This is a genomic window from Citrobacter sp. RHBSTW-00599 (genome assembly GCF_013784065.1).
In the GTDB taxonomy this organism is placed as follows: Bacteria; Pseudomonadota; Gammaproteobacteria; order Enterobacterales; family Enterobacteriaceae; genus Citrobacter; species Citrobacter braakii.
The window spans coordinates 4480774-4498607 of the sequence record NZ_CP056717.1; the positions used below are offsets into that span (position 1 = coordinate 4480774).

At 53.1% G+C, this 17834-nt stretch carries 19 protein-coding genes; 14 read left to right on the top strand and 5 right to left on the bottom strand.

Going from position 1 to position 17834, the window contains the following annotated elements; translation table 11 throughout:
- The first annotated feature begins 122 nt into the window (after nucleotides 1-122).
- The 4 genes from pepA to HV243_RS21775 all read left to right on the top strand — a co-directional run bounded on the left by pepA (nucleotide 123) and on the right by HV243_RS21775 (nucleotide 5707).
- Nucleotides 123-1634 (top strand): leucyl aminopeptidase, encoded by a 1512-nt coding sequence (pepA, locus tag HV243_RS21760; RefSeq protein WP_003025870.1) that lies wholly within the window; start codon nucleotides 123-125, stop codon nucleotides 1632-1634.
- A gap of 110 nt (nucleotides 1635-1744) precedes the next feature.
- The gene (gene holC / locus HV243_RS21765) at nucleotides 1745-2188 is read left to right on the top strand and encodes a DNA polymerase III subunit chi (protein WP_016151505.1); all 444 of its coding nucleotides are present in this window, start codon (nucleotides 1745-1747) and stop codon (nucleotides 2186-2188) included.
- On the top strand, nucleotides 2188-5043 hold the full coding sequence (locus HV243_RS21770) for a valine--tRNA ligase (protein WP_053388733.1): 2856 nt from the start codon (nucleotides 2188-2190) through the stop codon (nucleotides 5041-5043). The genes holC and HV243_RS21770 overlap by 1 nt, the downstream gene beginning before the upstream one ends.
- Nucleotides 5044-5203: 160 nt before the next feature.
- The gene (locus HV243_RS21775; protein WP_053388734.1) at nucleotides 5204-5707 is read left to right on the top strand and encodes a GNAT family N-acetyltransferase; all 504 of its coding nucleotides are present in this window, start codon (nucleotides 5204-5206) and stop codon (nucleotides 5705-5707) included.
- Between the two features lie 26 nt (nucleotides 5708-5733).
- Here HV243_RS21775 and HV243_RS21780 read toward each other — a convergent pair whose 3' ends face one another.
- From HV243_RS21780 to rraB, 3 genes are all read right to left on the bottom strand, one after another.
- Nucleotides 5734-6564: a hypothetical protein gene (locus HV243_RS21780; protein ID WP_053388735.1), complete on the bottom strand. Its 831-nt coding sequence runs from the start codon at nucleotides 6562-6564 to the stop codon at nucleotides 5734-5736.
- A 165-nt stretch (nucleotides 6565-6729) separates the two neighbouring features.
- Nucleotides 6730-7488, bottom strand: a complete 759-nt coding sequence (gene miaE, locus HV243_RS21785; protein ID WP_016151502.1) for a tRNA isopentenyl-2-thiomethyl-A-37 hydroxylase MiaE — start codon at nucleotides 7486-7488, stop codon at nucleotides 6730-6732.
- A 51-nt stretch (nucleotides 7489-7539) separates the two neighbouring features.
- Nucleotides 7540-7965 carry a ribonuclease E inhibitor RraB gene (gene rraB / locus HV243_RS21790; protein ID WP_016151501.1) on the bottom strand — a complete coding sequence of 142 codons (426 nt, stop codon included), beginning with the start codon at nucleotides 7963-7965 and terminating at the stop codon, nucleotides 7540-7542.
- Between the two features lie 163 nt (nucleotides 7966-8128).
- Between rraB and argF (HV243_RS21795) the strand changes: the two genes are divergently transcribed.
- Nucleotides 8129-9136 (top strand): ornithine carbamoyltransferase, encoded by a 1008-nt coding sequence (gene argF / locus HV243_RS21795; protein WP_016155574.1) that lies wholly within the window; start codon nucleotides 8129-8131, stop codon nucleotides 9134-9136.
- Between the two features lie 99 nt (nucleotides 9137-9235).
- Here argF (HV243_RS21795) and HV243_RS21800 read toward each other — a convergent pair whose 3' ends face one another.
- The gene (locus tag HV243_RS21800) at nucleotides 9236-9688 is read right to left on the bottom strand and encodes a YhcH/YjgK/YiaL family protein (RefSeq protein WP_016151499.1); all 453 of its coding nucleotides are present in this window, start codon (nucleotides 9686-9688) and stop codon (nucleotides 9236-9238) included.
- A 673-nt stretch (nucleotides 9689-10361) separates the two neighbouring features.
- Here HV243_RS21800 and arcA point away from each other — a divergent pair.
- From arcA to HV243_RS21825, 5 genes are all read left to right on the top strand, one after another.
- Complete coding sequence (arcA, locus tag HV243_RS21805) at nucleotides 10362-11582, top strand: arginine deiminase (RefSeq protein WP_181604083.1); 1221 nt, start codon at nucleotides 10362-10364, stop codon at nucleotides 11580-11582.
- Nucleotides 11583-11591: 9 nt separating this feature from the next.
- Nucleotides 11592-12524 (top strand): carbamate kinase, encoded by a 933-nt coding sequence (gene arcC / locus HV243_RS21810; protein ID WP_053388738.1) that lies wholly within the window; start codon nucleotides 11592-11594, stop codon nucleotides 12522-12524.
- A 55-nt stretch (nucleotides 12525-12579) separates the two neighbouring features.
- Nucleotides 12580-13584 (top strand): ornithine carbamoyltransferase, encoded by a 1005-nt coding sequence (gene argF / locus HV243_RS21815; RefSeq protein ID WP_053388739.1) that lies wholly within the window; start codon nucleotides 12580-12582, stop codon nucleotides 13582-13584.
- A gap of 55 nt (nucleotides 13585-13639) precedes the next feature.
- Nucleotides 13640-15043 carry a YfcC family protein gene (locus HV243_RS21820; RefSeq protein ID WP_047499900.1) on the top strand — a complete coding sequence of 468 codons (1404 nt, stop codon included), beginning with the start codon at nucleotides 13640-13642 and terminating at the stop codon, nucleotides 15041-15043.
- 144 nt (nucleotides 15044-15187) lie between these two features.
- Complete coding sequence (locus tag HV243_RS21825; RefSeq protein ID WP_047499901.1) at nucleotides 15188-15667, top strand: arginine repressor; 480 nt, start codon at nucleotides 15188-15190, stop codon at nucleotides 15665-15667.
- Here the strand turns inward: HV243_RS21825 and HV243_RS21830 are convergent.
- The gene (locus HV243_RS21830) at nucleotides 15664-15786 is read right to left on the bottom strand and encodes a hypothetical protein (RefSeq protein ID WP_085951096.1); all 123 of its coding nucleotides are present in this window, start codon (nucleotides 15784-15786) and stop codon (nucleotides 15664-15666) included. The two genes, HV243_RS21825 and HV243_RS21830, sit on opposite strands and share 4 nt — an antisense overlap.
- On the opposite strand from HV243_RS21830, the gene pyrL reads away from it, so the two are divergent.
- The 4 genes from pyrL (at nucleotide 15766) to ridA (ending at nucleotide 17777) form a co-directional block, all read left to right on the top strand.
- Entirely contained in the window at nucleotides 15766-15867 is a 102-nt protein-coding gene (pyrL, locus tag HV243_RS21835; protein WP_003025819.1) for a pyr operon leader peptide, read from the top strand. The genes HV243_RS21830 and pyrL overlap by 21 nt on opposite strands.
- 36 nt (nucleotides 15868-15903) lie before the next feature.
- On the top strand, nucleotides 15904-16839 hold the full coding sequence (gene pyrB, locus HV243_RS21845; RefSeq protein WP_016151493.1) for an aspartate carbamoyltransferase: 936 nt from the start codon (nucleotides 15904-15906) through the stop codon (nucleotides 16837-16839).
- Nucleotides 16840-16852: 13 nt separating this feature from the next.
- Nucleotides 16853-17314 carry an aspartate carbamoyltransferase regulatory subunit gene (gene pyrI / locus HV243_RS21850; RefSeq protein WP_016151492.1) on the top strand — a complete coding sequence of 154 codons (462 nt, stop codon included), beginning with the start codon at nucleotides 16853-16855 and terminating at the stop codon, nucleotides 17312-17314.
- Nucleotides 17315-17390: 76 nt separating this feature from the next.
- Nucleotides 17391-17777 (top strand): 2-iminobutanoate/2-iminopropanoate deaminase, encoded by a 387-nt coding sequence (ridA, locus tag HV243_RS21855; RefSeq protein ID WP_016151491.1) that lies wholly within the window; start codon nucleotides 17391-17393, stop codon nucleotides 17775-17777.
- Nucleotides 17778-17834 lie beyond the last annotated feature (57 nt).

Below are 17834 nucleotides of genomic sequence, written 5' to 3' on the forward strand. Positions count from 1 at the left end.
GCCAATGCCGTAATAACGTTAAGATTAACACGAAGTCACCGCAACAGCGGGTATGAGTTACGAAAGCTTGCAATTCTATCCGTAGCCACCGCCGTTGTCTTTAAGATTCAGGAGCGTAGTGCATGGAGTTCAGTGTAAAAAGCGGTAGCCCGGAGAAACAGCGGAGTGCGTGCATCGTCGTGGGTGTCTTTGAACCACGCCGTCTCTCTCCGATTGCAGAGCAGCTCGACAAGATCAGCGACGGGTACATCAGCGCACTGCTGCGTCGTGGCGAACTGGAAGGCAAACCAGGTCAAACCCTGTTGCTGCACCATGTTCCTAACGTTCTGTCTGAGCGAATTCTCCTCATTGGTTGTGGCAAAGAGCGCGAGCTTGATGAGCGCCAGTACAAGCAGGTCATTCAGAAAACCATCAATACGCTGAATGATACTGGCTCAATGGAAGCCGTCTGCTTCCTGACTGAGCTGCACGTCAAAGGGCGCAATAACTACTGGAAAGTGCGTCAGGCCGTTGAGACAGCACAGGAAACGCTGTACAGCTTTGATCAACTGAAGACCAACAAAAGCGAGCCGCGTCGTCCGCTGCGTAAAATGGTCTTCAACGTACCGACCCGCCGGGAACTGACCAGCGGTGAGCGTGCGATCCAGCACGGTCTGGCGATCGCCGCCGGCATTAAAGCAGCAAAAGATCTCGGCAACATGCCGCCGAACATCTGTAACGCCGCCTACCTCGCCTCTCAGGCGCGCCAACTGGCAGACAGCTACAGCAAAAATGTTGTAACCCGCGTGATCGGCGAGCAGCAGATGAAAGAGCTGGGCATGCACTCTTATCTGGCCGTCGGTCACGGCTCGCAGAATGAGTCGCTGATGTCGGTCATCGAGTACAAAGGCAATCCATCCGAAGACGCGCGTCCGATCGTGCTGGTCGGTAAAGGGTTAACCTTTGACTCCGGCGGTATCTCCATCAAACCTGCCGAAGGCATGGATGAGATGAAATACGACATGTGCGGCGCGGCAGCGGTATATGGCGTGATGCGCATGGTGGCCGAGCTTCAACTGCCAATCAACGTCGTCGGCGTGCTGGCAGGCTGCGAAAATATGCCGGGTGGCCGCGCGTATCGCCCAGGCGACGTGCTGACCACCATGTCTGGCCAGACCGTTGAAGTACTCAATACCGATGCCGAAGGCCGTCTGGTCCTGTGCGACGTATTAACCTACGTCGAGCGCTTTGAGCCAGAAGCGGTGATTGACGTCGCAACCCTGACCGGCGCGTGCGTGATTGCGCTGGGCCATCACATCACCGGACTGATGTCGAACCACAACCCGCTGGCGCATGAGCTGATCGGTGCGTCCGAACAGGCTGGCGACCGCGCGTGGCGTTTGCCGCTGGGCGATGAATACCAGGAGCAGCTAGAGTCCAACTTTGCGGATATGGCGAACATCGGCGGACGTCCTGGCGGCGCCATTACCGCGGGCTGCTTCCTGTCACGCTTTACCCGTAAGTACAACTGGGCGCACCTCGATATCGCCGGTACCGCATGGCGTTCAGGGAAAGCCAAAGGCGCAACCGGTCGTCCGGTGGCGCTGCTGTCGCAGTTCCTGCTCAATCGTGCCGGTTTTAACGGCGAAGAGTAAGGCGGTAAGCACAAGCAATAAGACCCGTAGGCCGGATAAGCGCAACGCCATCCGGCCTACGGTTGTGCATCATGGCAACGCATTTAAATTCACCAGAAGAAGCCCCATATATGAGAAACGCAACTTTCTATCTTCTGGACAATGACACGCAACACGATGGCTTAAGCGCCGTCGAGCAGTTGGTGTGTGAAATTGCCGCAGAACGTTGGCGTGCTGGCAAGCGCGTGCTGATCGCCTGCGAAAACGAAAAGCAGGCTCTTCGACTGGATGAAGCCCTGTGGGCAAGACCGGCAGAAAGCTTTGTTCCGCATAATCTGGCAGGTGAAGGCCCCAGAGGCGGCGCACCGGTAGAAATTGCCTGGCCGGAGAAACGCAACAGCAGCCCGCGCGACCTGCTTATCAGTTTGCGCGTTGGCTTTGCAGATTTTGCCACCGCTTTCACAGAAGTGATAGACTTCGTTCCTTACGAAGATTCTTTGAAACAATCGGCACGCGATCGCTACAAAGCTTACCGCGTGGCTGGTTTTAACCTGAATACGGCAACCTGGAAATAATGGAAAAGACATACAACCCACAAGATATCGAACAGCCGCTTTACGAGCACTGGGAAAAGCAGGGCTATTTCAAACCTAACGGCGATGAAAGCAAAGAGTCCTTCTGCATCATGATCCCGCCGCCGAACGTCACCGGCAGTTTGCATATGGGTCATGCTTTCCAGCAAACCATCATGGATACCATGATCCGCTACCAGCGCATGCAGGGTAAAAACACTCTGTGGCAGGCAGGTACCGATCACGCGGGTATCGCAACCCAGATGGTGGTTGAGCGTAAGATTGCCGCTGAAGAAGGTAAAACCCGCCACGACTACGGTCGCGAAGCGTTTATCGACAAAATCTGGCAGTGGAAAGCGGAATCCGGCGGCACCATCACCCGCCAGATGCGCCGTCTCGGCAACTCCGTTGACTGGGAGCGCGAGCGCTTCACTATGGACGAAGGTCTTTCCAATGCCGTGAAAGAAGTCTTCGTTCGCCTGTACAAAGAAGACCTGATTTACCGTGGCAAGCGCCTGGTGAACTGGGACCCGAAACTGCGCACCGCGATTTCCGACCTGGAAGTGGAAAACCGCGAGTCGAAAGGCTCAATGTGGCACATCCGCTATCCGCTGGCCGACGGTGCGAAAACCGCTGATGGTAAAGATTACCTGGTCGTCGCCACCACCCGTCCGGAAACTGTACTGGGCGATACCGGCGTGGCCGTCAACCCGGAAGATCCGCGTTATAAAGATCTGATTGGCAAATTTGTTGTTCTGCCGCTGGTTAACCGCCGCATTCCCATTGTCGGCGATGAACACGCTGATATGGAAAAAGGCACCGGCTGCGTGAAGATCACCCCGGCGCACGACTTTAACGACTACGAAGTCGGGAAACGTCACGGCCTGCCGATGATCAATATTCTGACCTTTGACGGCGACATCCGTGAAACCGCGGAAGTGTACGACACCAAAGGCGAAGAGTCCGACGTTTATTCCAATGAAATCCCGGCTGAGTTCCAGAAGCTGGAGCGCTTTGCCGCGCGTAAAGCGGTGGTTGCCGCCGTTGATGCGCTGGGCCTGCTGGAAGAAATTAAACCGCACGACCTGACCGTACCTTACGGCGACCGTGGCGGCGTGGTTATTGAACCGATGCTGACCGATCAGTGGTACGTCCGTGCCGACGTGCTGGCGAAACCGGCGGTTGAAGCGGTTGAAAACGGCGACATTCAGTTCGTACCGAAGCAGTACGAAAACATGTACTTCTCCTGGATGCGCGATATTCAGGACTGGTGTATTTCCCGTCAGCTGTGGTGGGGTCACCGTATCCCGGCATGGTATGACAACGACGGCAACGTCTACGTCGGCCGTACTGAAGACGAAGTGCGTCAGGAAAACAACCTCGGTGCCGACATTCAGCTTCGCCAGGACGAAGACGTACTCGATACCTGGTTCTCCTCCGCACTGTGGACCTTCTCTACCCTGGGCTGGCCGGAAAACACCGACGCGCTGCGTCAGTTCCACCCAACCAGCGTGATGGTTTCCGGTTTCGACATCATCTTCTTCTGGATTGCCCGCATGATCATGATGACCATGCACTTCATCAAAGATGAAAACGGCAAGCCGCAGGTGCCGTTTAAGACCGTCTACATGACCGGTCTGATCCGCGACGACGAAGGCCAGAAGATGTCCAAATCCAAGGGCAACGTCATTGACCCGCTGGATATGGTCGACGGTATCTCCCTGGCAGAACTGCTGGAGAAACGTACCGGCAACATGATGCAGCCGCAGCTGGCCGAGAAGATTGCCAAGCGTACCGAGAAGCAGTTCCCGGACGGCATCGAGCCGCACGGCACCGACGCACTGCGCTTCACCCTGGCGGCGCTGGCCTCTACCGGTCGCGACATCAACTGGGATATGAAGCGTCTGGAAGGTTACCGTAACTTCTGTAACAAGCTGTGGAACGCCAGCCGCTTCGTGCTGATGAACACCGAAGACCAGGATTGCGGCTTCAACGGCGGCGAAATGACCCTATCGCTGGCGGATCGCTGGATCCTTGCTGAATTCAACCAGACCATCAAAGCGTACCGCGAAGCGCTGGACAACTTCCGCTTCGACATCGCCGCGGGCATTCTGTACGAATTCACCTGGAACCAGTTCTGCGACTGGTATCTGGAGCTGACCAAGCCGGTAATGAACGGCGGTTCCGAGTCTGAACTGCGCGGCACCCGCAATACGCTGGTCACCGTTCTGGAAGGTCTGCTGCGCCTGGCGCATCCGATCATCCCGTTCATCACCGAGACCATCTGGCAGCGCGTGAAGGTGATTTCCGGTATTACCGCCGACACCATCATGCTGCAACCGTTCCCGGAATATAACGCCGCACAGATTGATGAAGCCGCACTGGCTGATACCGAATGGCTGAAGCAGGCGATCGTTGCCGTACGTAACATCCGTGCGGAAATGAACATCGCCCCAGGTAAACCGCTCGAACTGTTGCTGCGCGGTTGCAGCGCTGATGCGATGCGCCGTGTGAACGATAACCGCAGCTTCCTGCTGAACCTGGCGCGTCTGGAAAGCATCACCGTACTGCCAGCCGATGACAAAGGTCCAGTCTCCGTGACCAAAATCATCGACGGCGCCGAGCTGCTGATCCCGATGGCTGGCCTCATCAATAAAGAAGATGAGCTGGCGCGTCTGGCGAAAGAAGTGGCGAAAATCGAAGGTGAGATTGCCCGTATCGAAGGCAAACTTTCCAACGAAGGTTTCGTTGCTCGCGCACCGGAAGCAGTTATCGCCAAAGAGCGTGAGAAACTGGACGGTTATGCGGAAGCGAAAGCGAAGCTGATAGAACAGCAGGCGGTCATCGCCGCGCTGTAAAGCTGTTTGTCGGATAAGCGTATCGCATCCAACACCGCAGACGATAAAAGCCTCTGACGCATATGCTCAGAGGCTTTTTGTTGAATTATCCTCGCTTGCGCTTCCCCTTACCGCAGTGGTATTAACTGCATATGTCTCACTTTTATGTCATGAGTTCGCTATGAGTGCCATTACCTCCGTCGCGGCGACGCTGCGTCGAATTTCTGCCGATGATAACGCCGCAATTGCCCACGTGATCCGCAAAGTTTCCGCTGAATACGGGCTTACTGCCGATAAGGGCTATACCGTTGCCGACCCTAATCTGGATGAACTATTCCAGGTTTACAGCCAGCCGGGCGCGGCCTACTGGGTGGTTGAGCAAAACGGTGAAGTCGTGGGCGGCGGCGGCGTTGCGCCGTTAGGATGTAGCGAACCGGACATTTGCGAACTGCAAAAGATGTACTTCCTGTCGAGCGCACGCGGTCAGGGGCTGGCGAAAAAGCTGGCGCTGATGGCCCTCGAACATGCCCGTGAGCAGGGTTTCAAACAGTGCTATCTGGAGACCACGGCGTTTCTGACCGAGGCAATCCGCCTGTATGAACATTTAGGGTTTGAGCATATCAGCGAAGCGCTGGGCTGTACCGGGCACGTGGATTGCGAAGTGCGGATGTTAAAACCCCTCTGACTTCAGCCGGAGGGGCAATGGTTGTGTTACTGCATTTCGGCGGAGAGCATCAGCCGAATGACGCCAGCCGCGCGAGCGGTTGGCAGCTTCAGCACCTGTGACCATAAATCCTGCACCATTTCACAAGCGACTTTCTCTTTGCCCACACCTTTACTCGGATCAGCCATAATCTGGATATCCGGTCCAAAGCGCTGTACCAATCCCGGGCCGATGGATTGCAGATCCTGAAGCGCCAGCTGTTTCTCTTGCGCCGTAACCGTATGTTTGTTCGGGCCATAAGCCGCGTGCATCATACTCATGTCGCTGGCCATACGACGATTCATCAGCTCCCGCGGAATAATACGCACCGGGTTAATCCCGCCTTTCACCGCCGGGAACAGAAAGCGAAAACACTCGTCATCGCCCACTTTTGCCACCGCAGCAATCTGCTCGAGGTTAATTTTCATATACTCAATCACATTGGCATCGGGTGCCTGCTGCAAACGCGCCATCTGTACCTGCAGGATTTGCGGCTGAATAGCGTCGATAATCTGTTGTTCGCTTTTCCCAGCTTCTTTCAGTTGCGTTGCCTGGTTGAGGATGTTCTGCCATAACGCGGGTTCCTGCTCTTTAAGTACCTGATAAACAGGCATTGCCAGCATCGCATTTTCAAATTTCTGCGCGTCCGTCAGCCCATAATCAGGGCTTTCGCGCGGGATCAGGTAGTGCACATCAAACAGATTCCACGCGACAATCGCTACCACAAAAACCACCGCGCCGGAGATCTTGCCCAGCCAGCCTTTTTTGCGAAACATGCCAACGACGATAGCAATCACCGCCCCGATATAACCCGCCAACAATACGTGTGCCCAGTTCATTAACCATCCTTATGCAAAACAGTCTCTGTTGCGGGGATATATTTCCCCTTCGTGTGTTTTGATTATTACGGCAGCAGCGAGCGATTTCCAGCCACCAGATTTTGCTAATGGAAACAGGAAAGGTAAAACCGCGCGACGATTAGCGCCGCGCGTCAGAGAAGAGAGTCAGGCTGGCACGCCGCTGTGGAAGCGGAATTCATCGTCGGGAGAAGTAATCAATGCGGCTTCTACTTCGCCAAAGAACCGCACCCGACTACTGATATCGTCGGCAGAAACCTGCTGTGCCAGCGCCAGATAGTCTTGATAGTGCCGCGCCTCGGATCGCAGCAGCGAAAGATAAAATGCCTGTAAATCGTCATCCAAATACGGCGCCAGCGCGGCGAACCGTTCACAAGAACGCGCCTCAATGTAAGCCCCGCAAATCAGTTTATCGATTAGCGTTAATGGCTCGTGGGTTCGCACCTCTTTAAGCATGCCTTTGGCATAACGGCTGGCGGTAATTTTGACGTAGGGAATGTTGCGGCTCATCATCGCCTCACGCACCTGCCAGAAGTGGTGCAGCTCTTCTTTGATCAGCAAAACCATGCTGTCGATCAGCTTGCGCCCCCACGGGTCGTCAGTTTGCGGCATTACGCTTTTGCTTATCTGTTTATTCAGCGCGATAAAATCCGGTTCATCCCCTTCTCTGAAAGCATACGCTTCATAGGGTTTCAGCCAGTCCAGTAGCGCCTGCGATCCCTGTTTATCTGCAACATACTTACGCACCAGCAGCATGGCCGTTTGCGCCGCTTTTAGCTCGCAGACGAGATGATCCGTCAGTAACAGAGGGAGATTCGTCGGGGCTCGCGCTTTATCAAGCCAGGCCTGGGGCGTTTTACAGTGCAGGAAGTTGTGGATCGGGGAAAGTATTTGCAGGTAATCCATACGTTATCCTTGGCCTACGGCAGCAGACGCTACCGTAGGTCAGCAGATGACTTAGTGACGCACGCCGTCATCATCTTCGTCGACGAGGTCTTCATCGTCGCCGTCTTCACCTTCTTCGCCGTTCGGGTCTTCAAAATAGGTGCCCCAACCGTCGTATTCCACATCAAATTTTTCAGCCAGGTTCATCAGTTGCTCAACCTGAGCGTCGATCAACTCGGCATTCAGAGCACATTCGCTCAGGATGTCACAGCAAATAACCGTGTCGCCCTCTTCCACTTCCAGCTCTTCCGGCTCGGTCACTTCATAACCCAGCTTGAAGGCTTCTACTGCCGCTTTTTCCAGGGTTTCAAAGTCGTCCGCGGAAAGGTGATGCTCGATGGTGTACAGCGCGTCTGGATCGCTGCCATCTTCGAGTAACTCTTCAATAATCAAGCGCGTTTCTTCACGCTGTTCTTCCAGTAGTTCCGGGTTTGCCATGGCTCATTCCTCATAATGTCCTGCCGATACTCTTATTGTCACATACCGCTGTCATTGCCTCCACCTTTCCAGGAAAGATTTGTTAAACAAGGTTGCAAATGAATAAACATCCATATAAATTGAATTTTAATTCAATAAATGGCCTAAGCCATGTGAGGGAACTATGTCTGCGTTTTATCAGAAACATTTTTTGAAACTGCTTGATTTCACCTCTGCTGAACTCACGTCACTGCTCCAGCTCGCCGCGCAGCTCAAGACGGATAAGAAAAACGGTACAGAGGTCGCTAAACTCACCGGTAAAAACATCGCGCTCATCTTCGAAAAAGACTCAACCCGCACCCGTTGCTCTTTCGAAGTTGCCGCATACGATCAGGGCGCGCGCGTGACGTATCTCGGGCCGAGCGGCAGCCAGATTGGTCATAAAGAGTCGATCAAAGACACCGCCCGCGTACTCGGTCGTATGTACGACGGTATTCAGTATCGGGGCCACGGTCAGGAAATTGTCGAGACGCTGGCGGAATATGCCGGAGTTCCGGTTTGGAACGGATTAACCAACGAATTTCACCCCACCCAGTTGCTGGCGGATTTACTCACGATGCAGGAACACCTGCCGGGTAAAGCGTTTAATGAGATGGTGCTGGTCTACACCGGCGATGCCCGCAACAATATGGGCAATTCCATGCTGGAAGCCGCTGCGTTAACCGGACTGGATCTGCGTCTGGTCGCGCCCCAGGCCTGCTGGCCGGAGGAAAGCCTCGTTGCGGAGTGTAAAGCGCTGGCACAGAAAAACGGCGGCAATATAACGCTAACCGAAGATGTCGCCACGGGCGTGAAAGGCGCGGACTTCATCTATACCGACGTATGGGTATCGATGGGCGAAGCGAAAGAGAAATGGGCCGAACGTATTGCGCAGTTGCGTAAGTACCAGGTTAATAGCGCGATGATGGCGTTGACCGGCAATCCGCAGGTGAAATTCCTGCATTGCCTGCCTGCGTTCCATGACGATCAAACCACGCTTGGCAAACAAATGGCGCAGGAATATGGTCTGCACGGCGGCATGGAAGTGACCGACGAGGTGTTTGAGTCACCCGCCAGTATCGTATTTGATCAGGCAGAAAACCGGATGCACACCATCAAAGCGGTGATGGTCGCGACGCTTTCCAAATCATAGCGTTGCGTGATTGAATTGCCGGATGGCGATGCTGACGCACCTTATCCGGCCTACCATCGTGCTTCCGTAGGCCGGGTAAGTCGCACCCGGCAAACTGGTTTATGCTACCCGCATTTTCACCACGGCTTTACGTACCAGCGCCGGAGCGCCGACTGCGCACAGCGGTTTATGCACTTCACCCGGATAAAAGACGACGAAGTCACCTTCATTCAGCACCACCGTTTTCTCCTGTTCGCCTTCCGGCAGGAAGGCGATATCTTTATCCGCCAGCCAGTCAGTTTCCGGTGCGCCCGCAGGCTGCGTGCTGAAAGTCATGCCTTCCTGACCTTTGAGCAGGATCTGAATATCCAGATAGCGAGCGTGATATTCGGCGCGGCGCTGCGCAAACGGCTCCGTCATATCTTCAGCAATCAGATAGAACAGACGTTCGCCGTCGATGTCGTGTTTACCCTTTTCCGTCGCATCCGTCACGTGCGCTTTAATGTGCTCAATCGCCTGACGCAGCTCTTCCGGCAGCCAGGCATCCAGGTTGTGAATATTGCCGACAATCATTTCAAACCCCTTAATTAAAACATCGTTTCATTTTGGTTGTTATACGAAAAAACGGTCTGCCATACCACTGCTATTTGCCGATATTTTGCGTCAACGCATGTTTATCGCTGATGATGTTAAATAATTGCTAATAGCCAGCAACAGGTTATGCATAAACTCTGCATAACTTTCGTCTCATACTTTTCAACTCAGTCACTAACTCACTGTTATAAAAAGCTTTGTTAGAAAAACCAGCAATCGATCACAGTTTACGTCTCCTTCGTTATCTTTCTTCATCGTCATATTTATTTTGAAATAAACCTTACAGCACAAATAATAAAATAATAGATTCGCATAAAAATTCATCAAATATAGAAAAACATATAAAAATCAACGCACTATTTAATTTATTAAATATTTAGATATGTACATAAAATTAACACAGCTAAATAACAAGACATATTCCTGCGTAGTAATTCAATTATTCATGTTTTTATTTTTTAAATTCTCAGAGCCATCTCATAAATTAAACAACAAATGCCAAACATCGACCTGACTGTGAAATGAATCACGTTTCTATATCAGATAAGATCTAAATATAGATTCTGAAATCAGCTGAAAAACCATGACTGCAATAAACATTATTTGCAGGCACCTCCTCTTTATTTTTTAAAATTGTATTAAAGGAATAATGATGGAAAAGCATTATGTCGGATCTGAAATCGGTCAATTACGTAGCGTAATGCTACATCGCCCTCACCTCAGCCTAAAAAGGCTGACGCCATCAAATTGCCAGGAATTGCTTTTTGATGATGTTCTTTCGGTAGAACGTGCAGGAGAAGAGCATGACATTTTCGCCAACACGTTACGTCAACAGGGAATTGAGGTTCTGTTACTCACTGATTTATTGACACAAACTCTGGATATCCCCGATGCCAAAAGCTGGCTACTGGATACACAAATTTCTGATTATCGCCTTGGCCCCGCTTTCGCCACGGATATTCGCGCCTGGCTTGCAGATATGCAGCACCGGGAGCTCGCCCGACATTTAAGCGGTGGGCTGACATACGGAGAAATTCCTGCCTCAATCAAAAATATGGTGGTCGATACTCACGATATTAATGACTTTATTATGAAGCCATTACCAAACCACTTATTTACCCGCGACACCTCATGCTGGATATATAACGGCGTATCCATTAATCCGATGGCAAAAACTGCACGTCAACGAGAAACTAATAACTTGCGGGCGATTTACCGTTGGCATCCACAATTTGCCGATGGTGATTTTATTAAATATTTCGGCGATGAAAATATTAATTACGACCACGCCACATTAGAAGGTGGAGATGTACTGGTCATTGGTCGCGGCGCAGTTCTCATCGGTATGTCGGAACGTACCACGCCGCAGGGCATTGAGTTCCTTGCCCAGTCGCTATTTAAGCATCGCCAGGCAGAACGCGTCATCGCAGTCGAACTGCCGAAACATCGCTCCTGTATGCACCTCGATACCGTCATGACCCACATCGATATCGATACCTTCTCCGTCTACCCGGAAGTGGTGCGCCCGGATGTCCAGTGCTGGACCCTGACACCAGACGGGCGTGGCGGCCTGAAACGCACCCAGGAAAGTACGCTGGTACATGCCCTCGAAAAAGCACTTGGCCTCGACCAGATCAATCTGATCACCACCGGTGGCGACGCCTTCGAAGCTGAACGCGAACAGTGGAATGACGCGAACAATGTTCTGACGCTGCGCCCCGGGGTTGTGGTGGGCTACGAACGCAACATCTGGACCAACGAAAAATACGACAAAGCTGGCATCACTGTTTTACCCATTCCTGGCGACGAACTGGGACGTGGGCGCGGCGGTGCGCGCTGCATGAGTTGCCCACTGGAACGCGACGGTATTTAAGGAGACGTTATGGAAAACAAACCTACCCTGGTTGTGGCGCTGGGCGGCAATGCGCTACTCAAACGCGGCGAACCGCTGGAAGCCGACATCCAACGCAAGAATATTGAGCTGGCGGCAAGAACTCTCGCTCAGCTCACGCAGCAGTGGCGCGTAATTCTGGTACACGGCAATGGCCCGCAGGTTGGACTTTTGGCGTTACAAAACAGTGCTTATGCCAACGTCACCCCCTATCCGCTCGATATTCTCGGCGCAGAAAGTCAGGGAATGATTGGCTATATGCTGCAACAGGCCCTGAAAAACCAGCTCCCACAGCGTGAAATTAGTGTCCTGCTGACTCAGGTTGAAGTCGATGCCCACGATCCGGCCTTCAGCAATCCCACCAAATATATCGGGCCGATTTATGACGAACCCCAGGCCCACTCGTTACAGGTGGAAAAAGGCTGGGTTTTCAAAGCCGATGGTAAAGCATTCCGCCGTGTTGTGCCCTCTCCACAACCCAAACGAATCGTGGAAAGTGACGCCATTCGCACACTGATCGCCCGCGATCATCTGGTTATCTGCAACGGCGGTGGCGGCGTACCGGTGGTGGAAAAAGCCGATGGCTACCACGGTATTGAAGCGGTGATCGACAAAGATCTCTCCGCCGCCCTGCTCGCCAAACAAATCCACGCCGATGCGCTGCTGATCCTGACCGATGCCGATGCGGTGTATCTCGACTGGGGCAAACCTACCCAGCGCCCGCTGGCCCAGATTACGCCGGAACGGCTCGGCGAAATGCAATTCGACGCCGGTTCAATGGGCCCCAAAGTCACCGCCTGCGCGGAATTTGTCTCTCACTGTCACGGGATTGCTGGCATCGGCTCGTTGGCTGACGGTTCGGCCATTCTCGCCGGTGACAAAGGCACGCTAATTCGGCGCGAAGCCACTGATGTTAACGCTTAAGGCTTTTTTTGCTGGGTAAAGCGAAGCCTTATCCAGCCTACATAAGGATATTTTCATGACTGTTAACCTGAAAAATCGCAATTTTCTCAAATTGCTGGACTACACCCCAACGGAAATCCAGTACCTGATCGATCTGGCTATCGAGTTAAAAACGGCAAAAAAAGCCGGACGCGAAAGGCAAACGCTGGTTGGTAAAAATATCGCGCTAATCTTCGAAAAAACGTCAACTCGCACCCGCTGCGCCTTTGAAGTCGGCGCTTTCGATCAGGGCGCACAGGTGACCTACCTTGGCCCAAGCGGCTCGCAGATTGGTCATAAAGAGTCGATGAAAGATACCGCCCGCGTGTTAGGCCGCATGTATGACGGTATTGAATACCGCGGCTACGGCCAGGAGATCGTGGAAGAACTGGGGCAGTTCGCTGGTGTGCCGGTCTGGAACGGGCTGACGAATGAATTCCACCCTACGCAGATCCTCGCGGATCTGATGACCATGCTGGAACACGCCCCGGGTAAAACCTTACCCGAACTGAGCTTCGCTTACCTTGGTGACGCCCGCAATAACATGGGCAATTCGCTGATGGTCGGCGCGGCGAAAATGGGGATGGATATTCGTCTGGTCGCACCGAAATCCTTCTGGCCGGACGAGGCGCTGGTTGCCGAATGCCGTGAAATCGCCAGCGTGACGGGCGCGCGCATTACGCTCACAGAGGATGTTGAGGAAGGCGTTTACGACGTGAACTTTCTCTACACCGATGTCTGGGTTTCGATGGGAGAACCCAAAGAGGCGTGGGCAGAACGCGTCAGCCTGATGACGCCTTATCAAATTAACCAGCAGGTCATCGATGCGACCGGCAATCCCAATGTGAAATTCATGCACTGCCTGCCCGCCTTCCATAACGAGCACACCAAAGTGGGCCGTGAAATCGAAGCGGCTTACGGCCTGAAAGGGCTTGAAGTCACGGAGGAGGTATTTGAGTCAGCGCATTCCATCGTCTTCGACGAAGCAGAAAACCGGATGCATACCATTAAAGCAGTCATGGTAGCGACACTCGGCGACTAACCCCAGCGGGCATGTGTCGCCTGGCGGCATATGCCCAAGCTATCCGGAGAACATCATGGGCAAATTCAAATTTCCCAGCGCGTATACCATCCTGTTTATTCTTATTGCGCTCGTCGCCGTTATGACCTGGATTGTCCCTGCCGGGAAATACCAGATGGCGATGAATGCCACCCTGGGCAAAGAAGTGCCGGTTGCCGGTACCTATGCCCCAACAGAGGCGCATCCACAAGGTTTAACGGCTGTACTGCTGGCTCCGATTGACGGGCTTTATAACCACGAAACCTACACCGCAGGCGCGATTGATGTGGCGTTGTTTGTCCTGATTATTGGCGGGTTTCTCGGTGTGGTAAACAAAACGGGCGCCATCGACGCAGGAATCGAACGCGTGACGGTCAGGCTGAACGGCAAAGAAGAGTGGATGATCCCCATCCTGATGGGACTTTTCGCCGCCGGAGGCACGATTTACGGCATGGCGGAAGAATCACTTCCTTTCTACACCTTATTGGTTCCGGTCATGATGGCTGCGCGCTTTGATCCACTGGTTGCTGCCGCAACCGTTTTGCTTGGCGCAGGCATCGGCACCCTCGGTTCAACAATCAACCCTTTCGCAACGGTTATCGCCGCTAACGCCGCCGGGATCCCCTTCACCCAGGGAATGCTGATGCGCATTCTGCTGCTGGTCGTCGGCTATGTTATCTGTGTGGTATGGGTCATGCGCTATGCACGGAAAGTTCGCAGCCATCCTGAGCTTTCCATCGTGGCCGATAAAATGGAGGAAAACCGTGCCCATTTTCTCGGTAGTCGCGCCAATACCAATCTTGAATTCACGGCTACGCGTAAGTGGATCCTGCTGATATTCGCCGCCGCCTTTGCAGTGATGATTTATGGCGTCGCGGTGCTCGGCTGGTGGATGGCTGAAATATCTGGGGTTTTTCTGGCATCTGCGATTATCGTCGGCGTAATTGCCCGCATGAGTGAAGAAGCATTCACCAGTACCTTCATTGACGGGGCACGGGATCTGCTCGGCGTGGCGCTGATTATCGGCATTGCGCGCGGTATCGTCGTGGTGATGGACAACGGCATGATCACCCACACCATTTTGCACAGCGCCGAAAATTTAGTCTCCGGTCTGTCCACCACCATTTTCATCAATGTGACTTACTGGCTGGAAGTCTTGCTCTCCTTCCTGGTCCCTTCCTCGTCTGGCCTGGCGGTGCTCACGATGCCCATTATGGCCCCGCTGGCTGACTTCGCCCATGTGCAAAGGGATCTGGTCGTCACCGCGTATCAATCCGCTTCCGGCATTGTGAATCTGATTACCCCCACCTCAGCGGTTGTGATGGGTGGGTTGGCCATCGCTCGCGTTCCTTATGTGCGCTACCTGAAATGGGTCGCACCACTGCTGCTAATTCTGACGGTGCTGAACATGGTTGTTCTGAGTATCGGCGCGATGCTGTAGTCCTGCTGGCCGTCGGATCACGACGGCTTTTTTGAGCGCGCTCTCGTTTTTCTGCACAACCGCCCGTTTGAGCCGTTATTGATACTGCAAATGTGGTGAATTTCGCCATCGCATTGATACAAATGATAAATTTAGGGTGTTTTTATGAAGGAATTCGATGATTACTCGACCAAAGAGCAGAAACAGTTGGCGATTTGTCAGCGCCTGATTAGCGAAAAAAGCTACCTGTCTCAGGAAGCGCTTCGCCGCGATCTACAACACCATGGTTTCACCGGGATTAGCCAGTCAACGGTATCTCGTCTGCTGAAACTGCTCGGTGCTATAAAAATAAGAAATACAAAAGGGCAAAAAATTTATTCTGTAAATCCGCAATCACGACCCGCGCCTGATGCTGCCCGATCGATTGCTGAAATGGTGGTCAGCGTGGAACACAATAGCGAGTTTATCCTCATCCACACGGCGGCAGGCTATGGTCGCGCCGTAGCCAGAATCCTCGATTATCACGCGTTGCCAGAAATTCTCGGCGTCATTGCCGGTAGCAGTATTGTCTGGGTCGCACCGCGGGTGGTGCAGCGAACGGGCCTGATCCACAAGCAGATTAATTATCTATTCAAAATGAATTAAAATTCATAAGAACCGTTTGCGATGAATAAATAGTGCATTTTTCGCTTGATCCCATAACGGAGCTGAGTATAATCGCGGACAATTTGCCGGGAGGATGTATGGTTCAGTGTGTACGACATTTTGTCTTACCGCGTCTGAAAAAGGACGCTGGCCTGCCGTTTTTCTTTCCGTTGATCACCCATTCCGAGCCCCTCAATTGAGGGGCTTTTTTTTTGCCCAGGCGTCAGGAGATAAACATGGCTAACCCGCTCTATCAAAAACACATCATTTCCATAAACGACCTCAGCCGCGATGACCTTAATCTGGTCCTCGCGACGGCGGCGAAATTAAAAGCTAACCCGCAGCCAGAGCTGTTAAAACATAAGGTCATCGCCAGCTGCTTCTTTGAAGCGTCAACCCGCACCCGTTTATCTTTTGAAACCTCCATGCATCGTCTGGGCGCCAGCGTGGTGGGTTTCTCTGACAGCAGCAACACGTCGCTTGGCAAAAAAGGCGAAACTCTGGCCGACACCATTTCCGTCATCAGCACCTATGTCGACGCCATCGTGATGCGTCATCCGCAGGAAGGTGCCGCGCGTCTGGCAACCGAGTTCTCCGGTAACGTGCCGGTACTGAACGCCGGCGACGGTTCCAACCAGCATCCCACCCAAACGCTGCTGGATCTGTTTACCATTCAGGAAACGCAGGGTCGCCTGGACAATCTGCAAATCGCCATGGTGGGTGACCTGAAATATGGCCGCACCGTCCACTCCCTGACCCAGGCGCTGGCAAAGTTCGAAGGTAACCGCTTCTACTTCATCGCCCCGGACGCGCTGGCCATGCCGCAATACATTCTGGATATGCTGAATGAAAAAGGTATCGCCTGGAGCCTGCATGGCACTATCGAAGAGGTAATGGCGGAGGTCGATATCCTCTACATGACCCGCGTACAAAAAGAGCGTCTGGACCCGTCCGAATACGCCAATGTGAAAGCACAGTTTGTTCTGCGTGCCAGCGATCTGAACGGTGCCAGAGCGAACATGAAGGTGCTGCATCCGCTGCCGCGCATCGATGAAATCACCACCGACGTCGACAAGACGCCGCACGCCTGGTATTTCCAGCAGGCTGGCAACGGCATCTTCGCCCGCCAGGCGTTACTGGCACTGGTACTGAATAGCGAACTGGCACTGTAAGGGAGAAAAAGAGATGACACACGATAACAAACTGCAGGTTGAAGCCATCAAACGTGGCACCGTAATTGACCACATTCCCGCACAGGTTGGTTTTAAGCTGCTGACGTTGTTCAAACTGACTGAAACCGACCAGCGTATCACCATCGGCCTGAACCTGCCGTCTGGCGAAATGGGCCGTAAAGACCTGATTAAAATCGAAAATACGTTCCTGACCGACGAGCAGGTAAACCAGCTCTCCCTTTACGCTCCGCAGGCAACGGTAAACCGCATTGACGATTATGACGTGGTGGGGAAATCACGTCCGAGCCTGCCTGAACGTATCGATAACGTGCTGGTTTGCCCGAACAGCAACTGCATCAGCCATGCTGAACCAGTATCGTCCAGTTTTTCAGTGAAAAAGCGCGCTGACGACATCGCACTCAAATGCAAATACTGTGAAAAAGAGTTTTCGCATTATGTGGTGCTGGCCAACTAATTGGTGTTGGTAATGATTTCCCGGCTCCCTATAATGGCCGGGAACATTCTATTACCGCTGTAATTCAGGAGAAATCATGAGCAAGACTATCGCGACGGAAAATGCACCAGCAGCAATCGGCCCATACGTTCAGGGCGTTGACCTGGGTAGCATGGTAATCACTTCCGGTCAGATCCCGGTCGATCCGAAAACCGGTGCCGTATCGGAAGACGTGTCCGCTCAGGCGCGTCAGTCGCTGGAAAACGTACAAGCTATCGTTGAAGCAGCAGGCCTGAAAGTGGGCGACATCGTAAAAACTACCGTCTTCGTTAAAGACCTGAACGATTTCGCAACCGTAAACGCGACCTACGAAGCGTTCTTCACCGAGCACAACGCCACCTTCCCGGCGCGTTCTTGCGTGGAAGTTGCCCGTCTGCCGAAAGACGTGAAAATCGAGATTGAAGCGATCGCCGTTCGTCGCTAAGTCTTTTTGTGCCGGATGGCGGCTTCGCCTTATCCGGCCTACGCAAGCATAGTTTGC